The 20,750-nt window shown below is 58.7% G+C and carries 23 protein-coding genes; 7 read left to right on the top strand and 16 right to left on the bottom strand.

The features are described from left to right. The first annotated feature begins 25 nt into the window (after positions 1-25). Both AC5FXY_RS09090 and AC5FXY_RS09095 read left to right on the top strand, forming a co-directional pair. Positions 26-1,240: a DUF2157 domain-containing protein gene (locus tag AC5FXY_RS09090; RefSeq protein ID WP_493556348.1), complete on the top strand. Its 1,215-nt coding sequence runs from the start codon at positions 26-28 to the stop codon at positions 1,238-1,240. Between the two features lie 6 nt (positions 1,241-1,246). Next, complete coding sequence (locus AC5FXY_RS09095; RefSeq protein ID WP_493556349.1) at positions 1,247-1,804, top strand: GDYXXLXY domain-containing protein; 558 nt, start codon at positions 1,247-1,249, stop codon at positions 1,802-1,804. A 265-nt stretch (positions 1,805-2,069) separates the two neighbouring features. Here the strand turns inward: AC5FXY_RS09095 and AC5FXY_RS09100 are convergent, their stop codons facing one another. From AC5FXY_RS09100 to bshC, 4 genes are all read right to left on the bottom strand, one after another. Then, complete coding sequence (locus AC5FXY_RS09100; RefSeq protein ID WP_493556350.1) at positions 2,070-2,591, bottom strand: ExbD/TolR family protein; 522 nt, start codon at positions 2,589-2,591, stop codon at positions 2,070-2,072. A 70-nt stretch (positions 2,592-2,661) separates the two neighbouring features. Further along, complete coding sequence (locus tag AC5FXY_RS09105) at positions 2,662-3,237, bottom strand: 5-formyltetrahydrofolate cyclo-ligase (RefSeq protein WP_493556351.1); 576 nt, start codon at positions 3,235-3,237, stop codon at positions 2,662-2,664. A 31-nt stretch (positions 3,238-3,268) separates the two neighbouring features. Further along, the gene (locus tag AC5FXY_RS09110) at positions 3,269-4,141 is read right to left on the bottom strand and encodes a carboxypeptidase-like regulatory domain-containing protein (protein WP_493556352.1); all 873 of its coding nucleotides are present in this window, start codon (positions 4,139-4,141) and stop codon (positions 3,269-3,271) included. Positions 4,142-4,186: 45 nt separating this feature from the next. Next, positions 4,187-5,767: a bacillithiol biosynthesis cysteine-adding enzyme BshC gene (bshC, locus tag AC5FXY_RS09115; RefSeq protein WP_493556353.1), complete on the bottom strand. Its 1,581-nt coding sequence runs from the start codon at positions 5,765-5,767 to the stop codon at positions 4,187-4,189. 148 nt (positions 5,768-5,915) lie between these two features. Between bshC and AC5FXY_RS09120 the strand changes: the two genes are divergently transcribed. Continuing rightward, complete coding sequence (locus tag AC5FXY_RS09120; RefSeq protein WP_493556354.1) at positions 5,916-6,128, top strand: hypothetical protein; 213 nt, start codon at positions 5,916-5,918, stop codon at positions 6,126-6,128. Positions 6,129-6,228: 100 nt separating this feature from the next. Here the strand turns inward: AC5FXY_RS09120 and rimO are convergent, their stop codons facing one another. The 10 genes from rimO to AC5FXY_RS09170 form a co-directional block, all read right to left on the bottom strand. Continuing rightward, on the bottom strand, positions 6,229-7,545 hold the full coding sequence (rimO, locus tag AC5FXY_RS09125) for a 30S ribosomal protein S12 methylthiotransferase RimO (protein WP_493556355.1): 1,317 nt from the start codon (positions 7,543-7,545) through the stop codon (positions 6,229-6,231). A 172-nt stretch (positions 7,546-7,717) separates the two neighbouring features. Beyond that, the gene (locus AC5FXY_RS09130; RefSeq protein WP_493556356.1) at positions 7,718-8,296 is read right to left on the bottom strand and encodes a hypothetical protein; all 579 of its coding nucleotides are present in this window, start codon (positions 8,294-8,296) and stop codon (positions 7,718-7,720) included. A gap of 54 nt (positions 8,297-8,350) precedes the next feature. After that, positions 8,351-8,830: a hypothetical protein gene (locus AC5FXY_RS09135; protein WP_493556357.1), complete on the bottom strand. Its 480-nt coding sequence runs from the start codon at positions 8,828-8,830 to the stop codon at positions 8,351-8,353. After that, positions 8,785-9,387, bottom strand: a complete 603-nt coding sequence (locus AC5FXY_RS09140) for an acyltransferase family protein (RefSeq protein ID WP_493556465.1) — start codon at positions 9,385-9,387, stop codon at positions 8,785-8,787. Before AC5FXY_RS09140 ends, AC5FXY_RS09135 begins: the two co-directional genes overlap by 46 nt. Before the next feature lie 344 nt (positions 9,388-9,731). Beyond that, positions 9,732-10,706 (bottom strand): signal recognition particle-docking protein FtsY, encoded by a 975-nt coding sequence (gene ftsY / locus AC5FXY_RS09145; RefSeq protein ID WP_493556358.1) that lies wholly within the window; start codon positions 10,704-10,706, stop codon positions 9,732-9,734. 259 nt (positions 10,707-10,965) lie between these two features. Further along, entirely contained in the window at positions 10,966-11,127 is a 162-nt protein-coding gene (locus AC5FXY_RS09150; RefSeq protein WP_493556359.1) for a DUF4295 domain-containing protein, read from the bottom strand. 8 nt (positions 11,128-11,135) lie between these two features. Continuing rightward, entirely contained in the window at positions 11,136-11,318 is a 183-nt protein-coding gene (gene rpmG / locus AC5FXY_RS09155) for a 50S ribosomal protein L33 (RefSeq protein WP_045689232.1), read from the bottom strand. 131 nt (positions 11,319-11,449) lie between these two features. Beyond that, positions 11,450-13,036 carry an aminopeptidase P family protein gene (locus AC5FXY_RS09160; protein WP_493556360.1) on the bottom strand — a complete coding sequence of 529 codons (1,587 nt, stop codon included), beginning with the start codon at positions 13,034-13,036 and terminating at the stop codon, positions 11,450-11,452. Between the two features lie 226 nt (positions 13,037-13,262). Next, entirely contained in the window at positions 13,263-13,502 is a 240-nt protein-coding gene (gene rpmB, locus AC5FXY_RS09165; RefSeq protein ID WP_059068864.1) for a 50S ribosomal protein L28, read from the bottom strand. 222 nt (positions 13,503-13,724) lie between these two features. Next, positions 13,725-13,889 carry a C1orf53 family protein gene (locus AC5FXY_RS09170; protein WP_493556361.1) on the bottom strand — a complete coding sequence of 55 codons (165 nt, stop codon included), beginning with the start codon at positions 13,887-13,889 and terminating at the stop codon, positions 13,725-13,727. Between the two features lie 80 nt (positions 13,890-13,969). Here AC5FXY_RS09170 and AC5FXY_RS09175 point away from each other — a divergent pair, with 80 nt between their 5' ends. Continuing rightward, positions 13,970-15,442, top strand: coding sequence for a DUF6056 family protein (locus tag AC5FXY_RS09175; RefSeq protein ID WP_493556362.1), 1,473 nt, complete (start codon positions 13,970-13,972; stop codon positions 15,440-15,442). 149 nt (positions 15,443-15,591) lie between these two features. Here the strand turns inward: AC5FXY_RS09175 and AC5FXY_RS09180 are convergent, their stop codons facing one another. Beyond that, positions 15,592-15,972, bottom strand: a complete 381-nt coding sequence (locus tag AC5FXY_RS09180) for a RidA family protein (protein WP_493556363.1) — start codon at positions 15,970-15,972, stop codon at positions 15,592-15,594. 276 nt (positions 15,973-16,248) lie between these two features. Here AC5FXY_RS09180 and AC5FXY_RS09185 point away from each other — a divergent pair, with 276 nt between their 5' ends. Continuing rightward, entirely contained in the window at positions 16,249-17,397 is a 1,149-nt protein-coding gene (locus tag AC5FXY_RS09185) for an acyltransferase family protein (RefSeq protein ID WP_493556364.1), read from the top strand. An 8-nt stretch (positions 17,398-17,405) separates the two neighbouring features. On the opposite strand, the gene AC5FXY_RS09190 is transcribed toward AC5FXY_RS09185, so the two are convergent. Continuing rightward, a complete protein-coding gene (locus AC5FXY_RS09190; protein WP_493556365.1) occupies positions 17,406-18,314 on the bottom strand; it encodes an LEA/WHy family protein in 909 nt (302 codons plus the stop codon). A 195-nt stretch (positions 18,315-18,509) separates the two neighbouring features. Between AC5FXY_RS09190 and rocD the strand changes: the two genes are divergently transcribed. Together rocD and AC5FXY_RS09200 are read left to right on the top strand one after the other, a co-directional pair. Beyond that, complete coding sequence (gene rocD, locus AC5FXY_RS09195; protein WP_493556366.1) at positions 18,510-19,772, top strand: ornithine--oxo-acid transaminase; 1,263 nt, start codon at positions 18,510-18,512, stop codon at positions 19,770-19,772. Between the two features lie 96 nt (positions 19,773-19,868). Continuing rightward, a complete protein-coding gene (locus AC5FXY_RS09200) occupies positions 19,869-20,084 on the top strand; it encodes a hypothetical protein (RefSeq protein ID WP_493556367.1) in 216 nt (71 codons plus the stop codon). Positions 20,085-20,750 lie beyond the last annotated feature (666 nt).

Below are 20,750 nucleotides of genomic sequence, written 5' to 3' on the forward strand. Positions count from 1 at the left end.
CCTTTCTGCGTATGTTGGCGGTGATATGAGTCGGAAATTGATCGAAACCGAGGGCCGCACGTGGGTGGATCAGGGCATCATCAGCCCCGAGCAGCACCAGCGTCTGCTGGCTCTCTACCCCGATGAGCAGCGGGCCGTGGGCCTGCTGCCGCTGCTGGGCTCCTTGCTCGTGGGCCTGAGTGTGCTTAGCCTGGTGGCCGCCAATTGGCAGGACTTGCCCGAATGGACGCGCCTGGCGCTGCTACTCGGCTCCATGGTGGGCGCTTACGCCGGCGGCGAATACTTTCTGCAGCGCGGCATTCGGCAGCTTGGCATCGGGTTGGCGTCGCTCGGATTGATGATTTTCGGGGCGGGTATTGTGCTTATCACCCAGATGTACCAGCTCATCGGCTACGATGTAACCGGGCTGCTGGCCTGGGTAGTAGCAGCCGTAGCCCTCACCTACCTCTACGACAGCCGCTTTCTGTTCTTGTTAGCCGTGGCCGTGGGCACCATTGCGCAGGGCTATAGCTCCCTAGAGTTGAACAGTTACAGCTACGCCACGGCCCTGCTACTGTGGGGCGGGCTGGGCTACTACTGGTGGCGCCGTCCCGACAGCCTGTGCGGGGCCGTGCTGGCCACCGGTCTGCTCTGGCAAACGGGCATGCTTATCGGCTACCTGCACATCAAAATCACGTGGTTTTTTGTGGGCGCTATGCTCATCTACGCCGCCGGCGACTGGCAGCTAAACCGCCCTGGCGCGCGGGCCCTGCAGGCGCCGCCGCTGGTGGCCGCCTTCCTGTTCATGCTGGGCCTGGCCATGTTCGGGGAAGCCGGCTCTTATACTGACCGCCTCCGCCCTCACTTACTGGCCTATATTCCGGCCCTGCTGCTGGTGCTGGTCCTTTCGGTGGCCGGTAAGCGCAGCCGCGGGCACACCATCAGCGCACTGGATTGGCTGCTGCTGCTGCCGGGCTTCTACTTCTCGGCGGGTTTGCCATTGGCTATAGCGGCGCTGGTGGTGCTGTACGCCTACTCCGGCTCGGTGCTCTGGCGCGGCCACCGCGACCAAGCCGCCGACCGCATCTACCTCGGCACAGCGCTGTTTATCCTGACCACCATGGTAGCTTACTTCAAGCTGACCTGGGGCTTCATGGATAAGTCGCTGTTCTTCCTGCTGGGCGGCTTGCTGCTGCTCGGGCTGAGCTGGTACCTGCGCCGCCGCGCCGCCCAAACGCTGCCTCCGCCCACCCAACGCTAAGCCGCCATGTTCACGCCTTCCTCCCCCGCTCAGCGCCGCAAGTGGCTGATCGTGACCGTAGCCGCGCAGGCGGTTTTCATCCTGGCCGTGGCTGCGGCGGGCTTTGCCACCAGCATCTTCGGGCGCACCATTACGCTGCGCACCGCCCCCGTCGACCCGCGCGACCTGCTCTACGGTGACTACGTAGTGCTGAACTACCGCGTCAGCGAGTTGCCGATGACCTTGTGGCGTGGCCCGCGGGTGCGTCTGCGCAGCAACCAACCCGTGTACGTGCAGCTTCGCCCCACGCCCCAAGGCTACGAGCCCGTGGCCATCTACCCCAAAGAACCCAAGTCCGTCCCCACCGACCACGCCGTGCTACGCGGCTGGGTGCGCAGCAGCTGGCGCCGCGGCATGCGCGTGCGTTACGGGTTAGAGAAATACTTCATTCCCGAAGGCACCGGCCGCGGCCTGGAGCAACAAGCCCGCCGCGGTGGCTTGCTGGTGCATGTGAGCATCGCGCCCTGGAGCCAGGCCCGCATCACGCAGGTAGAAGTAGCGCCCGCCGAGCCCGACATGCCTTAGCATACCTAGCTCGTACCTAAACCGCATTTGGGGTTTGATACAGCACGTTCTGCTTGATCTATCGTCCGCTTGCTGCAGCAGCTCTACCGTTTCGCTCGGACAGATATCAACCGAAGCAGCTAAGTTGCTTGGTCATGTGGAGCTTGGGCTTAGCGAGTTCGGACCGAGTTGCAACGCCTGGATAATCACTTGTTCAAGCCATTAATAATAAAGCCTGGCCGCGCGAGTATGCTCGCGCGGCCGGGCTTTTGTTTGGCATCCTTCGCTAATAGCCTTTGCGTTGGAGCAAGTCTTGGTCCTGTTTGCTTAAGTCGACGAGGGCATATTTCTGTTGATCAGTGATGCTCATCTCATCCAGCGCATCTACGATGTCGCGGTATGCAGCTTTGGGCGTGTTTTTGATTAGCACGGTGGTGTTGCGGTTGCGCTGCCGTTGCTCCAGCAACACGCGCCGTAGTCCTTCGGGCCCAAAGCCGGTGGTGTGCAGTTCCGGCGCGGTCGACTCATCGTTGAGGCCGTAGAAATAATGCACGCGGCTTTTTTCGTCCAGAATCAGCGTTAAGGCATCGGAATGCCGAGTAGCCGTTAGCTCATCACCGGACTCTGGTATGGCGGGCATGGTCAGTTGCATCACGTTGGGCTTGGCAAACGTGGTGGTGAGCATGAAGAACGTCAACAGCAGAAAAGCTAGGTCCACCATCGGTGTCATGTCGAGGCGAAAGGCTTGCTTTTTGGCGCGGGGCTTGGAGCTGCGCGCCGGGGCGGCGGAGGGCTGAATGTCGGCCATGGCGGTGGAGTTGGTTAGGTGTTGTTGCTGACCTTCCAACGCCGGCCACGTAGCGCTTATTGCGGCCGCTCTATATTCCAAAGCGCCACACCTGTTCCGGCGTCACGCAGGCGTGCAAGGGCACGTCGCCGCTCCAAGCATCAGAAATAAAGGGCACCGGTGGCTCCAGGCTCAGTCCGATGCGCTTGGCTTGCGGGCATTCGGACAGAAACCGGTCATAAAATCCTTTGCCGTAGCCCACGCGGTGGCCCTGCTCATCAAAGGCCAGCAGCGGCAGCAGCACCACATCGATTTCGGCCGGCAGCACCTGCGGCGCTACCAGTGGCTCGGGTATGCCCCACGCGTTTTCCACCAGCTTCGTCTCCGCAGTCAGCAACTGGTGCGTAAGTTGGCCATCCGCAGCTATTACCGGGACCACCACGCGGGCAACCGTCAAGTCTGCCCATAAGCGCCGGATAATTAGCCAGGTGTCCAGCTCATGCTGCCGCTGAATGGGCAAAAATACGTGCACCGTGTGCCACGCGGCTACTTCAAACGACTCAAACAACAGCGCCGCTACTGCTGCACTGCGCGCTGCCAGTTCCGGCGCCGGGAGCTGCCGCCGGCGCGCCAGCATCAGGCGGCGCAAGTCTGCTTTTAGGGTCATAAGTGCAATGTCTTACCAAGAAGCCACCCCGTCAGTCCTGCACCGTCAGGTAAAAGTTGATGCGGGGCTGCATGCCGGCCATAGCCGCTCCTACTGACAATCGCTCCCACTTGGCTTGGCTGGTGGAGCGCAGGTACAAATCGTTGTTGGAGAACCCAACCCCAGCTGAAAAGCCCAGATTGCTATTCACGTTCTTGGCATCGGCCCCGCCAATCCACTCCAGCGTCAGAAACACGTCTTCGTCCAGAATGAGCTGGTCGGCCGCCAGGTCTATTGTAATCGGCCCCGAAGCCAAGCTGGTCGTCACGATGATGTCGCGCTTCAGCAGTTTCTCCTCCGAAGGCTTACCATTGGGCAGGAGGCGGTACATATTCACGCGAAACATCAGGGAGCCCGCTCGATTATAAGCCACCGTAAAATTGGCATTGAGCACCCGTGTGGGTTTGCGCTTCAGGCTGATGACGGTGCCAATCTCAGCGCCCAGGTCCTTGGCTTCCAGCGTCAGGGTAGCCACGCCGGAGTTGCCCATGTTGCCCAGCGTATGCGTGCGCTTGTACAGGGCCTTGCCACGCACCTGCACTTCCTTCAGCGCCACAGCTTCGGGCATGAGCTGCACATTGGCTTCGGCAGCTAGTTCCTGCACCGTGAGCAGGCGCGGCCGGTAACCGATGCTGCTCACGCGCACGGTATCGGTAGAAGCCGTACGCGTAAGCTGGTAAGCGCCGTGCTCATCGGCCACGGTGCCTACCCCTTTGCGCAGGATGCCAATGTTGACGAAGGGAATGGCTTCGCGGGTTTGGGCGTCGGTAACGCGGCCGGATATTACCTGGGCCCAGCTGGTATGCGCCAGTAGTATCAGGCCTACCAGACTCAGGCTACGAACAATCTTCTGCAAGTGGATCATGCCCTTGAGATGGAGCCGACCGCCCACCCGTTGCCTGAAGGCCGCCTATTCTTCCTCGATAACGGTAAACTCCAGCGCCAGCGGATCGAAGGCTTCCAGCAACTGCGGAATGAAGCCCGGGTTGTTCACTACAATGCTGAGCACGTTGTCGTGGCGCTCCTGCAGGCTACCGGCGGGAAACAGCTTGTCCTTTAGCCCCCCGAGTTGGTTGTACGCCGTTTCGTGCTTGGCTTCAGCGGCCTTGCTTAAGCGTTTTTCCAGCCCGGCCACGATGCCCGTTACCTTCTGTTGCTCGGCCGCCACGGTTTTCACCAAGGTCGGGTCGAGGCGCTGGGCCAGGGCGGTGACGGCTGCGAATGCCTCAGCTAGCTGCTGCTGTTGCTCGGCCAGGGATACTTCTTCCTGCCCCAACGAAGCGGCCACCTGTTTTTTCAGCTCCGGCAACGGGCGGAACAGGTCGTCGACCGACAAGCCCAACTTGCGCAGCTTGCCCACGTGGGTGCGGCCCACGTACAGCGCCGAGTTGCGCAGCAGCACCAGCGGCATGGCTACTTGGTAGTGCTCAAACACGCCTTTTAGCTGCAACCAGTACGCTACTTCGGCGCCGCCACCCACGTAGCAGAGGTTAGGGAGCAGCATTTCTTGGTAGAGCGGACGCAGCACCACGTTGGGGCTGAAACACTCGGGGTGCGCTTCGGCGTGGGCCACGGCCTCGTCGGTAGACCAGCGGATGTCGGTGTTACGCACCACCACGTGGCCGTCTTCCAGCTCCAGCCGCTCGCGCTGGCCGGCATCGGTGAGGTAAAAGAGGTTAAGCGGGCGCGCGTACACCTGCGGCTTGTAGCCGGCAGCTTCCAGAGCTGCGTCGGCGGCTTGCACGGCTTGATAGGCAGGCTGCGTGCGCAGTTCCTCGGTGAGCACCGGAGTCAGCACCTGCTTCAGCTCGGCGTCGTCGGGCTCGATGCTCACCAGGCCGTATTCCCCGAACAGCTGGTGCGTGAGGCGGCGGGTAGCTTCGGCCAGGGTCTGGCTCTGCTCATAGGCCTCCCGGAAGGCGGCGGGCACGTCGGCGGGCAGTTGGCTCAGGACCTGATCAGCCAACCCGCCCAGCGGCATGCGTCCCACGGGGCCGCCGGTTTGGTCGGCCTGCCACTCCAGCTTTTTGCCGAAGAGGTGCAAGTGGTTGATTTCGGCGAAGTCGTGGTCTTCGGTAGCCATCCAGTACAGCGGCACGAAGTCGTACTGCGGGTGCTGTTCCTTGAGCTGCCGGCACAGCTTCAGCACCGTCACGATTTTGTAGATGAAGTACAGCGGCCCGGTGAGCAAGTTCAGCTGGTGGCCGGTGGTGATGGTGAAAGTGGTGTCTTTCTGCAGCAGCGCCAAGTTGGCCTGCACAGCCGGGTGCACCTCCCCTATGGCTTGGTACTGACGCTGCAAGGCAGCCGTTAGCTTCTGCCGCGTAGCCGCGGGGTACTGGGTTTGCTTCTCATTCAGCTGCTCGGCGAAGGCTGACAGCGTTGGGAAACGGACATAAAAAGGCTGGAGGCGAGGCTCTTGCTTCAGGTAGTCAGCTATAAATGAGCTGAAAGCGCCGGTAGTGGCGTAGGGCAGACAGTGCACGGGCATGGGCGGAGCGGAACGTTGCGCCTGCAACGTTCGCAAAAAAACCGCGGCTACCACTGAATGTTCAAGCGCAACTTTATTTCTCCCAATTCCGTCATCGATTTGCCACGTCCATTTGGTATATTGCTTGACCACCCCCACCCCACCCATCATGATATATTCTATTCCCACTTGGTGCTGGCTGGGAGCCGTGGTGCTCCTGCCTTGGCTGTACACGTTGTGGCACATCCGCAGCGGCGAATTTCCAGGTCGCTCGGAGCGGCGACGCTGGATGTACACGGTGGCCTACCTGCCTTTTATCGGCATGTGGCAGTACTGGACCAGCGGCGTGCACCGCCGCCGCAGCGACCGTTACGCAGCCTGATTGCTCCCTACCGTTCTTTCCAACATCACCTAGCAGAAATTAAAAGAGCGGGCCCACCATCTGGTGGGCCCGCTCTTTTGCTGTCTTCACTGCCGGCTACTTAGCTCAGCACTACTTCGCCGTACAGGTCGAAGTCCGAAGCGTCAGTAATCTTTACCTGGGCGAAATCACCGAGGCGCACGTACTGGCTCGTGGCAGGTACCAGCACCTCGTTATCTACCTCCGGCGAGTCGTACTGCGTACGCCCTACCCAGTAGCCACTTTCCTTGCGGTCGAAGAGCACCTTGTAGGTCTGGCCCACCTTCTGCTCGTTCAGCTCCATCGAGATGCCCTGCTGCAGCTCCATAATCAGGTCGGCGCGCTCTTGCTTCACCTCGGCGGGCACGTTGTCTTCCAGCGAGAAAGCGTGGGTGTTTTCCTCGTGGGAGTAGGTAAAGATGCCCAGGCGCTCAAACTTGGTCGTCTCCACAAACTGGTACAGCTCCTCGAAATCCTGCTGCGTTTCGCCGGGGTGGCCGGCGATGAGCGTGGTGCGCAGGGCAATATCGGGCATGCGCTGCCGGATCTGGTCCACCAGCTCCACCGTACGGCGCTTTGAGATGCCGCGGCGCATGGTCTTGAGCATGTTGTCGGAGATGTGCTGCAGGGGCATGTCGAGATACTTGCACACGTTTTCGCGCTCCTGCATCACGTCCAGCACTTCCATCGGAAACTGCGACGGATAAGCGTACTGCAGGCGAATCCAGTCGATGCCGTTCACGTCGGAGAGGCGACGCACCAGCTCGGCCAGCTTCCGCTCACCGTACTTTTCCAGACCGTAATACGTCAGGTCCTGTGCAATGAGGATCAGCTCTTTCGTGCCCATGTTGGCCAGCTTGGTGGCCTCGGTCACCAGGTCTTCCATGGTCTTGTCCACGTGCTTGCCGCGCATCAGCGGGATGGCACAAAACGAGCACGGGCGGTTGCAGCCCTCGGCAATCTTGAAGTAAGCGTAGTGCTTGGGCGTAGTCAGCAGCCGCTCACCCACCAACTCGTGCTTGTAGTCGGCGTTCAGCGTCTTAAGCAGCTGCGGCAGCTCCAGGGTACCGAAGTAGGCATCCACCTGCGGAATTTCTACCTCCAGCTGGTCCTTGTAGCGCTGCGACAGGCAGCCCGTTACGTACACCTTGTCCACCTTGCCGGCTTCCTTGGCGTCGGCGTACTGCAGAATGGTGTCGATGCTTTCCTGCTTGGCGTTGTCGATGAAGCCGCAGGTGTTGATGATGACGACGCCCGCTTCGTCCTTGGTCGATTCGTGGGTAACGTCGTAGCCGTTGCCGCGCAGCTGGCCCATCAGCACTTCCGAGTCCACCAGGTTCTTGGAGCAGCCCAGCGTGATGACGTTGACCTTGTTGGCCCGATTGCCTTTTACTTTCATGCAGTAGCGCGAACTGGTAGTCCGCGTATCGTTAGAGCGATGCGCCCACACGGGAAGCACCTAATACTGAACATTTTGCCCCGCTTTCGCCGCTGGCGAAAATTGGAGTGCAAAGGTACGCAGGAGCCAACGCCTTTTCCTAGGACGAACGTTCCTTCTGTAGCGCGGGCTATTACCAATCGATTCCTCTACTTCTATCTATATCGAACGGCGTATGGAGCGTACGCCGCTCACGCACATTGTCCCATGTCACCAAGTCATACTCTGCTCTTAGATAGGGCTTTTTCACTGAATCAGGCAGTGCAATGACATAATCAGACACGTAGTAATAGCTGACTGACTCTTTTTGGCGGGCATGAACTTCACAATATTCTTTGTAAGGCGGCTTAAAGCGAACAAAGGCTGAATCACGCGTTTCGTAATACACCTTACCGCCTGACTCTATGCCTACACTCCTCAAAACCAGCCCTTGGTAAGGCCTCGCCCCGACTCCATACAGATGAACGCCTAAAGCAAAGTCCCCCTTTTCGCCCAAGTAGGCAACGAAAGGATAAACTTTTGACGTGTGTTGTCTTCTCAAATCGAAAGTCACAATGGGTACTTCTGTAATAGTAGCGCTACTTGTTCCTGGCTCCGGCAAGACGCTGAAGGCATCGTAGCTGGTTCTATTGGTTACAGGCAGGCAGCCGACGCTAGAGATGGTGACCACCGCCAATAGCCCCTTGTTCAGAACCCAACGTTTTGCCTTCAAATGCATAAGCTTATTCGATACAGATACAATAATAGCTTAGTATCTACTCACTCATCAAAGACCTCTGCCGCCCGTCAGCACGCCGTACGCGCCCGGCACCAGCCGCCGCATTGTGGCTCCCAGCAGCACTGCCGCTGCCGATACGCCCAAGGGCAGCAGCAGGTATATCAACAGATTATGCCCGGGCCTGATGCGCAACACGATTTCATTGATGTAGTTCACCGTGGGCACGTGCATGGCGTAAATCATAAAGGAAAAGCTCGTCAGCCACACAAACCACGGCTGCCGCATGGCCACGCGTACCAGGGCATCAGTGCCAAACCACATCACGCCTACGCCCAGCAGCTCGGCCCCCTTATGCAGCAGCAGCATGGGCAAGAAAAACGACTGCTTGAACGTAAATGCTAACCAAGTTTTTACCGCCAGCAAGGCCAGCCAAGCCACCGCTAACAGCCCCACCCGAAACCAACGGGGCCGCGTCAGCACATCTACTTCGCGACGGCGCAGCCACACACCCAGGGCGAAGAACAGCAAACCGGTACCTTCAATGATAAGCCGATTTCACTCATCAAGAAGAGCGCCACTAAGGAGAAATAAACAACCGGCTTACGTTCCACGGCTTTGCGGATGAGTGGGTACGCCCAGTTGTAGACAAACAGGCTGCGCAGAAACCACATTTGGAAGGTCACCGGAAACAGCAGCCAGCGTAGCAGCAGCATCCACCACGGCATGTTGCTGATCAGTGGATTATTCGGGTCGCTCAGTTGTGCATTCAGCACCACTTGCCGGCTGTCCGGAAACTGCTCCATCAGCCAGGTGGCCGCCAGTCCAATGGTGCTCCAAAGCACAAAAGGCAGCAGCAGGGTGCGCACCCGTTTGCGGACCCGCTCCGCATGCAGCGTGCCGGTATCAAAATGAGCAAATAGGTAGCCCGAAATGGCAAACAGTATAGGAATGCGGAAGCGCACCAGCCCGTTGGCAACGAAGTACCGCAGGTAGTTGCTCACCGACAGCGGCTCCTCCACTGGCGTCCAGGGCTGCAGGTAGCGCGGGTGCAGGTTGTAAGCGTGCACGTACACCAGCAACAGCATCGCCACCAACGACCAAAACCGTAGCTTCTGACTCAGAAACGAGCGAGCTGTTGGGGCTCAACAGTGTCAACAACGGATGTCGGGAGGGTGCCCGTAGCTTGCATATAAACCAGATGCCCTGCTTGGCGCATCGGTTGGCTAGTTAGCCAGGAATGCTTTGCTTGTCACTAGCATAATAGGGTAACTATCAGTATAATCCCTTATCAAACAACGCTCTACCCTGTTACCCTAAGCAAAGCGAAGGACCTTACCACTGCTGAACAACTATCGTAACAACGATCTGGTCGAGCGTGGTAAGGTCCTTCGCTTTGCGTAAGCTAGATGAAGGATGACAGGGTAGCGGACTACTTTTTCGAAAACAGCGAGTCCACAAACGTACGGCGGTCAAACAGCTGCAGGTCGGTCATCTTCTCACCCACACCGATGTAGCGCACCGGCACGTTCAGCTGATCCGAAATGCCGATAACTACGCCGCCCTTGGCCGTGCCGTCGAGCTTGGTAATGGCTAGGGCCGATACTTCGGTGGCCTTGGTAAATTCCTTGGCTTGCAGGAAGGCATTCTGCCCGGTGCTGCCGTCGAGCACCAGCAGTACTTCGTGCGGCGCATCGGGAATCACCTTCTGCATTACGCGCTTGATTTTGCTCAGCTCGTTCATCAGGTTCACCTTGTTGTGCAGGCGCCCGGCCGTGTCAATGATGACCACGTCGGCTTGCATCTCCACGCCTTTCTGCACCGCATCGTAGGCCACTGAAGCCGGGTCGGTGTTCATGCCATGCGAAATCACCGGCACGCCCACGCGCTGGCCCCAGATGATGAGCTGATCCACAGCAGCGGCGCGGAAGGTATCGGCGGCGCCGAGCACCACTTTCTTCCCCGCCGAGTGGAAGCGGTGCGCGAGTTTGCCGATGGTAGTGGTTTTTCCCACCCCGTTGACGCCCACCACCATAATCACGAACGGTTGGCCCGTGTTATCACCGCGCTCGAGCACGGCGGTGGAGCCGGAGTCATTCTTCTGCAGCAAGTCGGCAATTTCCTCGCGCAGGATGCGGTCCAGCTCTGAGGTGCCCACGTACTTGTCGCGGGCCACGCGCTTTTCGATGCGGTCGATAACCTTCACCGTCGTCTCAATGCCCACGTCGGCGTGCACGAGCACGGTCTCCAGTTCATCCAGCACTTCCTCGTCGACGGTGCTCTTGCCGACTACTGCCTTGCTAAGTTGGTCGAAGAAGTTGGTTTTGGTTTTTTCCAGCCCCTTATCCAGCGACTCGCGTTGCTCCTTATTCTCTTTGTCTTTCTTAAAAAAATCGAACAGGCCCATGTAGTTGGTGCTTCGTGCCTAGTGCTTGGTGCTGGGAAATAGGACGGTTATAGCCGCCTTGCCGCCGCGCAGGCGGCGAATTGGTGTTTTCGGCCTAAGCACCAAGCACTAGGCACGAAGCACTCCGAGGTAACAACGCAAAAAAGTCCCACGGAAAGGCGGGACTTCTTCACTAATAGACGGGTGCGTAACGGTTGCCATTGCAGGAACCGGATGGGCGTTGGCACAGCCGTTCGACCGTACGCACCCGCTTTAAGTCTTACTTGGTGCCGGAAGTGATGAACTCCTGCACTTTGTCAACGGGTACCATTTCCTCCTTAAAGGTGTAGGCACCAGTCTTAGGCGAGCGGACGGCACGGATAACCTTAGCCCAGTCCTTACCGCCCGAAGTCTTCAGCGTAGCAACTACTTTCTTTGCCATGACTCAGCTTACTTGATTTCTTTGTGGACGGTCATTTTCTTCAGTACCGGGTTGAACTTCTTCAACTCGATACGCTCCGGAGTATTTTTCCGGTTCTTGGTGGTGATGTAGCGCGAGGTGCCTGGCTGACCCGAGTTCTTGTGCTCGGTGCACTCCAGGATTACCTGCACCCGGTTTCCTTTCTTGGCCATCGTGATACAGTCAGGACGTGGGTTTCGATTTTAGGACTGCAAAGATACGATATGTTTTGACAATGTCAAACACTTGACCAATAGCAAGAACATAAGTTTTTTCGCCGACCAGTGGTTTACACCGTCTGAGGCTACTTCAACTCAGGCAATTTAAAGTCGTCCAGGGCACTGGGTTTGGCCATCAGCGCCTCTATTTCAGCAATTGTGCGCGGCGCTTCCTGTGAAAGATTTTCGTAGCCGCCGGGCGTAATCAAGATGTCGTCTTCGATGCGCACGCCAATATTCCACCACTTTTTGTCGCAGGGGCTGCCCTCGGGAATGTAGATACCCGGCTCCACGGTGATGACGTTGCCCGCCTTCAGCGGGCCGTAGGTGCCGCGGTCGTGCACATCCAGCCCCAAGTAGTGCGAGGTGCCGTGCGGAAAGTAGCGGCCTACCTCAGCCTCGGTTTTCGCCAAGCCGAGGCGCTTGAGCCCTTCGCTGATGACCTGCTGCGCGGCCCGGTGCGGCGCCTGAAACTCGCTGCCCGGCTTGCATTCCTTGAAGGCTGCCTCCTGCGCCGCCAGCACCAGCTCGTAGATCTGGCGCTGCTCCGCAGAGAACTTGCCCGAAGGCGGAACCGTGCGCGTCACATCGGCGGTGTAGCCATGGTACTCGGCCCCGCAGTCCATCAGGATCAGGTCGTTGCCGATGCGCGGCTTATCGTTGGTTTCGTAGTGCAGCACGCAGGCGTTGTTGCCGGCACCCACAATGCTCGGGTAACCTTCAAACTCAGCGCCGTACTTTTTGTACACGTACTCGTGCAGGCCCTGCACTTCCATTTCGCTCATGTTGGGCTTGACGGCCTTCATCACTTCCTGCTGCCCTACGGCCGAGATGCGCACGGCCCGGCGCAGCAGTTGCACTTCTTCCGGTGTTTTTACCTCGCGCAGCTGAGTTAGCCATTCGCCCAAGGCTGCGCCATCGAAGCGCGACACGGGCTGCGACGCTACTACTTTCTGCCGCTCGGCGTTGCTGTCGGCCTTGAGGTAAGCCTGCACGAAGGCATCGGCGGCCACTTGCGGCTGCGCGCTGACCATGTTGGTCAGATAGGGCCACAATTCGGTGGGGTTATCTAGGCCGTAGCGCTGGATGAGCTTGTGCGCTTCCGCAATGCCAAGGTTGAAATCAGAGGGCAGGTTGGCTTTCTGGCGGAACGTAGCCATTAGGCTGAATAGGTCGGCGGGGTCCTGGGGGTCGTCGCGTACGTCGGTGGGCAGATCCAGCAGCAGCACCTTGCTGAAGCGGCTCCACGGAATGGGGGCCGCGGCAAATTCGCGGTTGTCGGCGGTGTACTGCAACTTGAGCTGCTGCTTCACGCCCTCGGCCCCGAGGCGGCGCCCGGTCCACAGCTCGCGCTTCGGGTCCCGCGGCTGCACAAAGAGGGCTTCGGTCACGCCGCTTTGTCCGCCCAGGTTTTGCGGTTCCTTGAAGAGCAGCAGCACGCCGTCGGGCTCGTCGTAACCGGTGAGGTAGTACAGGTCAGGGTTCTGATGAAAGATGTGGTTGACGTCGTTGGCGCGGTTGCGCACAGGGGCCGTAAACAGCACTGCCACCGAGCCGGCCGGCATCTGCTGGCGCAGCAGCTCACGCCGCCCACGGTGAAACGCCGGGTCCAGGAAATCAGTGGGACGACCGGGGCCGGCTTGCCGCTGGGCCTGCGCGGGCTCAGTAGACATGGTACTCAGGCAGAATAGCGCAACAGCTCCTCGGCGGAGCCAACTCGAAATACATTTCATAAGCAATACAGCAGGCTTTGCCGACGCCATGCCTTGGCGCCACCTCGGCAGCTAAAGCAAAAGAAGCGAGATTCAAGCTGACGTTGCGCGCACGCGGCGGCAAGGTCAGCTTGAATCTCGCTTCTCTGAAAACAACAGCTATGCGCTCCGGTCGGAACGCGGCTGACTAGTAAACTACGTAGCCTTCCTGCTTGGCTTTCTTCAGCACGGCCATGATGCCGTTCTTGTTGATCGTGCGGATGGTCGAAGCGGCCACGCGCAGGGTTACCCAAGCATCTTCCTCGGGGATATAGAAGCGCTTCTTCTGCAGGTTCGGGTAGAACTTACGCTTCGTTTTGTTGTTGGCGTGCGACACGTTGTTACCAACGCGCGTACGCTTGCCGGTCAGATCACAAACTCGGGCCATGGCTATGTGTGTACTTGAAGTGACAATACGGGAAACAGGGGCGCAAATATCGGCAAAAGTCTGGACTAGTCAAACTTCTGTCGAAAAATAGTGGCTAATAGGATGTTGGGCGACTACTAACACGGTGGTAACTACCATAACCGGGGGCCTCACCCACCCTCCCGCCAACCGTAAGGGCTGGTAGCGGATTGGCGGGTCAGGATGACTTCTACTCAGCCAAGGCTAACGCTTCGCGGCCTTTTTGGATTTCCACGGGCAGTGCCGGCAGCCGTTGGCGCAGCAGCTGCCGCGGCGCAGGTGATACTGTTCGGTAAAGACCATGTAGCCCTCGGGGGTGAAGTAGTAGTCGCCGGGGCCGGGCTGAAGCAGCTTGGGGGGAGTGGGCATAAGACAAAGCGGCAACAGCGACGCGGGGCAAAAATACTCCTCAGATTGGAAGTACCTTGCCTAGCCATTGTTTTGACCTTATGTCCTTAAGTCGTTCGGCCCGTTTATCGTGGCGCTGGGTGCTGCCCGTTGGGCTGCTGCTCGTAGCCCTGCTTCCGTTAGCCCTGCTCAGCTACTTCAATCATCCGTTCATGGATGATTATTTTAACGCCGCCAATGCCCGGCAATTTGGCTTTTGGGCCGGGCAGCGTGACTTGTACCTCAACTGGACCGGACGGTTCTTTTCGTCGCTGGTAGTGGTGGGGGCAAACCCAATGCATTACGGCTGGTACGACGGCCTGCGCCTAACGCCTTTTTTGGTGCTGAGCATCAGCTACGCGGTGACTTACCTTGGAGTACGTACGCTGAGCCCCGCCGCGCGGCCGCGAGTGGAGGCTGTGGTGCTGACGGGCACCTTGGTGCTGGCTTATTTTCAGATTATTCCGCGGATATACCCGGCGCTGTACTGGTTTACGGGCAGCGTGGTGTACCAATTGGCCGGGCTCTGGGTGGTGCTGACGTTGATTGCAGGCGTGCGGGCGGGGCGTACTCCACACCGAGGCAAGCAAGGTGCGTGGTGGGCTGTGGCGGGCCTGAGCGCCGTGGCCGCCGCCGGCTCCAACGAGCTGACGCTGCTGCATACCCTGTTGGGTACGGGCCTGATGGCCGCGCTGCACCCGCGCACCCGCGGCGCCTGGCTGGCCGTGCTGGCTCTGACGGCTGTAGCCGGCATTGCGGCGCTGGCAGCCCCGGGCAACTTCGCCCGCATGGCCGATGAATACGCCGAAAACCCAACCCAGCGTAGCTTGTTCGCGGCGCTGCTAGCCTTCATCCCCGAGGCGCTTTATCGCACGCTCCGCTTTTTTGGCCACGCCCGGACGCTGCTTTGGCTTGGGCTGATGGGCTTCTGGGCGCTGGTAGCTATGCGCTGGCAGCGCGAGGCCGAGCTACCCAGCGCCCCGCGCCTGCCGTGGCACCTGGGTCTGCCTTTCTTACTGATTAGCTTATACGGCAGCCTGCTGCTGCTGCTGCTAGCCATGGGCGACCGTGGCTTTCCCGACCGCGTGCAGAACGCGCTGTGGCTGTTTTGGCTCTCGGCAAGCATCCCGGTGGTGTGGGCGGCCGTGGCGGCCAACCCGGCACTGCGCACCAAACGCCTGCCTGCCTGGCCCATGCCAACCTTGTTCACGGTGGTCATAGTAGCGCTGCTGGTGCAGCCGCTGCCCCGGCGGGCGTGGCGAGAGTTGCTGCTGAACGCTCCCTCCTACGACCAGCAACTGCTGGCCCGCGAGGAAATGCTGCGCCAGGCGCAACGGCAGCAGCAAAAGCACTTGGTAGTTCCGCCCATTTTGGGCATCAAGCCGGAGCGCATACTTATTACCGGCTGGGACCTGTCGGCCAACCATTACTTCTACGTCAACACCGAAACGGCCCTGTACTTCGGGCTGGAAACGCTGCGCGTAGATGAGCAACTGCTCAAGCAGGCGCATCCGGATTTTCAGGAAAACAACTAATAGCTCCTAATGCCTGTGGTCTGTGAGCTAAATGGGCGTCATGCTTATGACACCCGTTTGTGGCAGCTAGTTGTCGGATTGAATTGAAAAAGAACGTCCTGTTGAGCGCAGTTGAGGCCTTTCAAGCAAATGACTGTGCTACTTGGTGCTTACTGCCGCAGCGCCGCAATGCACTCAATTTCAACCAGCGCCTCAAGCGGCAGGCGCGACACTTCCACGGTGGTACGTGCTGGGCGGTGCGTACCGAACACCTCGGCGTACACGGCGTTCATGCGACCGAAATCAGCAAAGTTTTTCAGGAATACCGTCGTCTTGACAATGTCGCTGAGCCCCAGGCCCTGTGCCGACAGCACAATGCGGAGGTTTTCGAGCACGCGGTAGGTTTGCTCTTCAATGGTGGTGCCCTCAATCTGCATGGTAGCAGGATTTAGGGGCGTTTGGCCGGAGCAAAACACCAGGCCGCCTGTTACAATAGCTTGCGCGTAGGGCCCTACGGCTAAAGGAGCGTCGTTGTGATGGAGCGTTTTCATGGGCAGAAGGGCAGCTTAGGGGCCGCTGGGTAATGATAAGCAGAGTGGTCTTAACAAGCCTTACCGCAAGCAGCAATTTGGCTTGAGTCCCGCAACAAGCTATTTCACTATTCGAAGTCCTTAGGCCTCCATCAATATCGGAAGCTCATTACTGCTGCATTATTCCCATATTAATTCACTTTAATATTTATAATCAACAATTTAATTCAATTCCATCTTCAAAATCTCCATGTTGGCCGCACAATTCTTATTTCCCTCAGCGGATCAGCTATTCGAATGGAGACCAAAAAGTATGAGTACATCGATGCCTTGCGGGGCATAGCGGTATTGGCGGTATTGGCAGTGCACTGCGGCTTATTTGGCGCGCCGCTGCCCGAGGACTCTAGTCTGACCTCGGCCATTACGCAGGGAGCACGCGGGGTGCAGTTGTTTTACGTGATGAGCGCCCTCACGCTGTTCTTATCGATGGGCCGGCACAACAAGCATGAGTACAACCCTACCCTGAATTTCTTTCTGCGACGCTTCTTTCGCATTGCGCCGCTTTTTTACTGCGCCGTAGCCTACTACCTCTGGCAAGATGGCTTAGGCCCGCGCTACTGGCTGGGCGATGCGCCCGGAATTACCTTGGCCAACGTGGCTGCCACTCTGAGCTTTTCCAACGGGTTCAATCCGTACTGGATCAACAGCATCGTGCCCGGGGGGTGGTCTATTGCGGTAGAAATGACCTTTTACCTGCTAGTGCCGCCGTTGTTTGGCGTGATAAACACGGGGCGCCGGGCCTTGGGGCTGCTGGTACTGAGCATCGGCATTGCGGTACTGTACAACGTGTTGCTGGGCCCTCGACTACAAATCGGCGGCGACGAGCTGTGGAGCAACTTTGTTTTCCTGTCGTTTCCCACGCAGCTGCCCGTTTTCGCGTTGGGCATCTGCCTGTTTTTCTTGGTGCGACCAGAATCGGGCGAACCGGCCGCCCAGGAGTTTGCACCCCGCGCCATGCTGCTGGGCTCCCTCATCCTGCTAGCCGGACTGGCACTGGGCGATGTAGTGCCCAAGTACCTGATGTTTGGGGTGGTGTTTGTGCTGTTTGCTTACGCCCTGGGCCAGCACCCCAACCGCTGGCTCGTCAATGGGGTGACACAGTACCTGGGCCGCATCAGCTACAGCATGTACCTGACGCACTTCGCGGTGCTGCACTGGCTGCATAAGTTTGGCTTTGCCAATCTGCTGGAGCTTCCCGGCTCCACCGGCGCTGTAGTCAATTATGTGCTCCGCTACTCCCTATTGGCCGTGGTAGCCACGGTAGTTTCCACCATTACTTACCGACTTATCGAGCTGCCCACCATGCGCATGGGCAAGCGCGTGATTAAACGGCTGGAGCAAACCGCTCACAGGAATCAACCTCAGCGGGTGTTGGAAGCGGCCTGATCAGCGACTTACTCCCCGCTCTTCGGAATGTTCTTCAGTTCCTGCAGCGTGCCTTCGCTGTTAAAGGTCATGGTCATGTCCTCGGGGTTGTGCTTGCCAGCCGCCACTACGGCCGAGCCGTTGAGCGTGTAGGACGTTTTTTTGGCCTTAAACAAGCCTTTGAACGCTACTTTGGGCATGGCTTTAGGCTCAAAGGTTACCCGAATAGGCATGGTTTCAACGCCTTTTTTGCGGAACGAGACATCCTTGGTTTCGACGCCTTTTACCTCCATGTCGTCACCGCCGACGGTTAGGTTGTACTTCACGCTGCGAATCGTCACGGGGAAGGGGTTGTAGTTGGTCACCTTCAGATGCACAATGGCCTCGCCGTTGTTGAGCCCGAGCTTGGTAATATCCACGTTGTCGACCTCAATTTTGGGCATCTTCGGCACGTACACGCGCTGGGTCACGTCCACGGGAATGCGCTCCGTACCCACGATGGGCAGCCGGGTGTACATCTGCATCCGCATCTGCACATCGACGCAATCCTGCTGAATCTCCTTGATCTTGCGCTTCAGGTCGCCCATATCCACGCTCATGGGCACCTCTATCTGACTGATGCCGCGGCGCTTCACTACGGTGGGCTTGTCCTGGGCTCCCCGGGCCATTGGCTGGCCATCGATGCGCGTTTCGTAGCTGAAGCTGTCGATGCGCATGCCAATGGGGGCATTGTTGCGCAGGCTTACCTGCATTTTGGCCTTGAGCGAATCGGCGCCGATGTCGCCGACCTGCATATTCGCGTTTTCCAGGGTCGGCAGTAGCTTCCGACCGTTGTCGGTGGCTTTGTACCCGATGAAGCCCCCCACTATTAACAACAACACCAAACCAAGCAGCGCCCCAAGCACGGGATGCCGTCGGAAGAACGACTGATTAGCCATACCTCGTAGCAGGAAAGAATACCAACAATAGCTGCGGCGCCTACCCAGCGGCGGCGCCCATCAACAGCTTATGCAGACGAGCCTTAACTTATTTTGTTATTGATCAGCTACTTGCTACCGGGTATCCTACGCAGCCCTTTTCCGTACTTTTGGGCAATCCGATCTGATTTCCCTCCCATCAAATCATTCTTGCCCATGTCCGTCAGCACGCCCCCCGCTACCGCCGCCCCCATCCAACTGAGCAGCCAGGCTCTGATGCAGCTCGAAGACCAGTACGGTGCGCACAACTACCACCCGCTGCCGGTGGTGCTCAGCCGCGGCGAAGGCGTGCACCTGTGGGACGTGGAAGGCAAGCACTACTACGATTTCCTATCGGCCTACTCGGCCGTCAACCAGGGCCACTGTCACCCGCGCATCATCGGGGCCCTGGTGGAGCAGGCTCAGAAACTCACGCTCACCTCCCGCGCCTTCTTCAACGATCAGCTCGGTCGTGCCGAAAAGTACCTCTGCGAGCTGTTCAACTACGATAAGGCTCTGCTGATGAACTCGGGTGCTGAGGCGGTGGAAACCGCTCTGAAACTGGCCCGCAAATGGGGCTACGAAGAGAAAGGCATTGCCCCGAACCAGGCCCGCATTATCGTAGCCGAGCACAACTTCCACGGCCGCACTACCGGCATCGTGTCCTTCAGCACCGACGCCGATAGCACCAGTGGCTTCGGCCCTTATATGCCCGGCTACCAGGTAATTCCTTACGACGACCTGGCTGCGCTGGAAGCCGCTGTACAAGACCCACACGTGTGCGCTTTTATGGTAGAGCCTATCCAAGGCGAAGCCGGCGTGGTGGTACCGCACGATGGCTACTTGGCCCACGCTCACCAGATCTGCAAGAAGCACAACGTGCTGATGATTGCCGACGAAATTCAGACCGGCCTCGGCCGCACCGGCGAGCTGCTGGCTTCTTGCTACGAAGGCCTGCACGCCGATATTCTGATTCTGGGCAAGGCCCTGAGCGGTGGCGTACTGCCGGTATCAGCCGTGCTGGCTCGCAACGAAATCATGCTCACCATCAAACCGGGCCAGCACGGCTCCACTTTCGGCGGCAACCCGCTGGCTTGCGTGGTGCTGGTGGCCGCACTGGATGTGCTGCTGGAAGAAAAGCTGACCGAAAACGCCCGGGCTTTGGGCGAGGTGTTCCGCGAACGGATGCGCCGCGTGCAGGCCAAGCGCCCCGAAGTGGTGGAGCTGGTTCGCGGCAAAGGCCTGCTCAATGCCGTGGTCATCAAGCCCCGCCCCGATGGCCGCACCGCCTGGGACGTGTGCGTGACGCTCATGGAGCGCGGCGTACTGGCCAAGCCTACCCACGGCGACATCATCCGCTTTGCGCCGCCGCTGGTAATTACCGAGGAGCAGCTACACGAGGCTTGCGACGTGATTGAACAGGTAATTATGGAATTCTAATCTGCTACGGAACGCATCGGCCGAGTACGGCGGTTTGACGACTGAAGCTCCGGGTAGCTTCGCTGCTGATACCGACATTTACTTTTCGCTATGACAATGCGTTACGTACTGGCCTTGGCTCTGCTGGGCTGCTTATCTTTCACCGGCTGCCAAAGCAGCAAGAGCGCTTTTCAGACTCCGGCCTTGCGGACCGAAGCCGATACCGAGCGCACAGTAATGTTGCTGCATGATTCGCAAAGTCCCGAACCGACGCGCATCCCGCGGGCGGCTTGGCAGGTAGAAGATGCCGCTGCACCGCGCAAAAGCAACTAACGAGCGGCAACCAGTCACTCTTGAACAAAAACGCCGCTCCGGGTTAACGTCCGGAGCGGCGTTTTTTTGGTTTCGGGTGGTCCGCCCTATTGCTGTTATTGAGGCTGGATTTGGTGAAACTCAGCTATGCGGAAAACAATTACTCATTGGTGCCTCGTGCTGCTGGCGGCGATAAGCAGTTGTCGGCCCGGGCGCGAAGCTTACCGCTTTGCCCTCAGCCCCGGGACAATGCCCCCTAGTGCGCCTTTAGAGGCTGACGCAGTGGAGCCACCTTCCGCTTTCCAGCCCTTGGAGGCTAGCATAACGGCGCCTCTCACGTTCACACCTTTGCCTGGCAAAATGCGCCGCAACTCGTCGCTTCGGCAGCACCTCCGGCTTGAAAAAGCACCAGCAGGCACTGATGTCGAAGAAGGATTAAGCCTGCGGCGTCCAAATCTGCAAAAGTCAACCCACCCTACCAACCCAAGGCAGCCCCAGACGGGAGTGGATGATGCTTTCTTCTTAACGGGTACAGCCCTTGCCATCGGGGGTGCCATTTTGGGTATAGCCATTGGAGGTAGTGCCGGCTTGGCAATAGGTGGCGCCTTTTGCATTTTGGGAGTCGTCTTGGCGGCTCGCGGCTACGCCGGAAGCTGGAAGTAAAGCCACTCGTCCCGGCAACTTTAT

The sequence above is a fragment of the Hymenobacter sp. FMD4 genome (genome assembly GCF_058932745.1).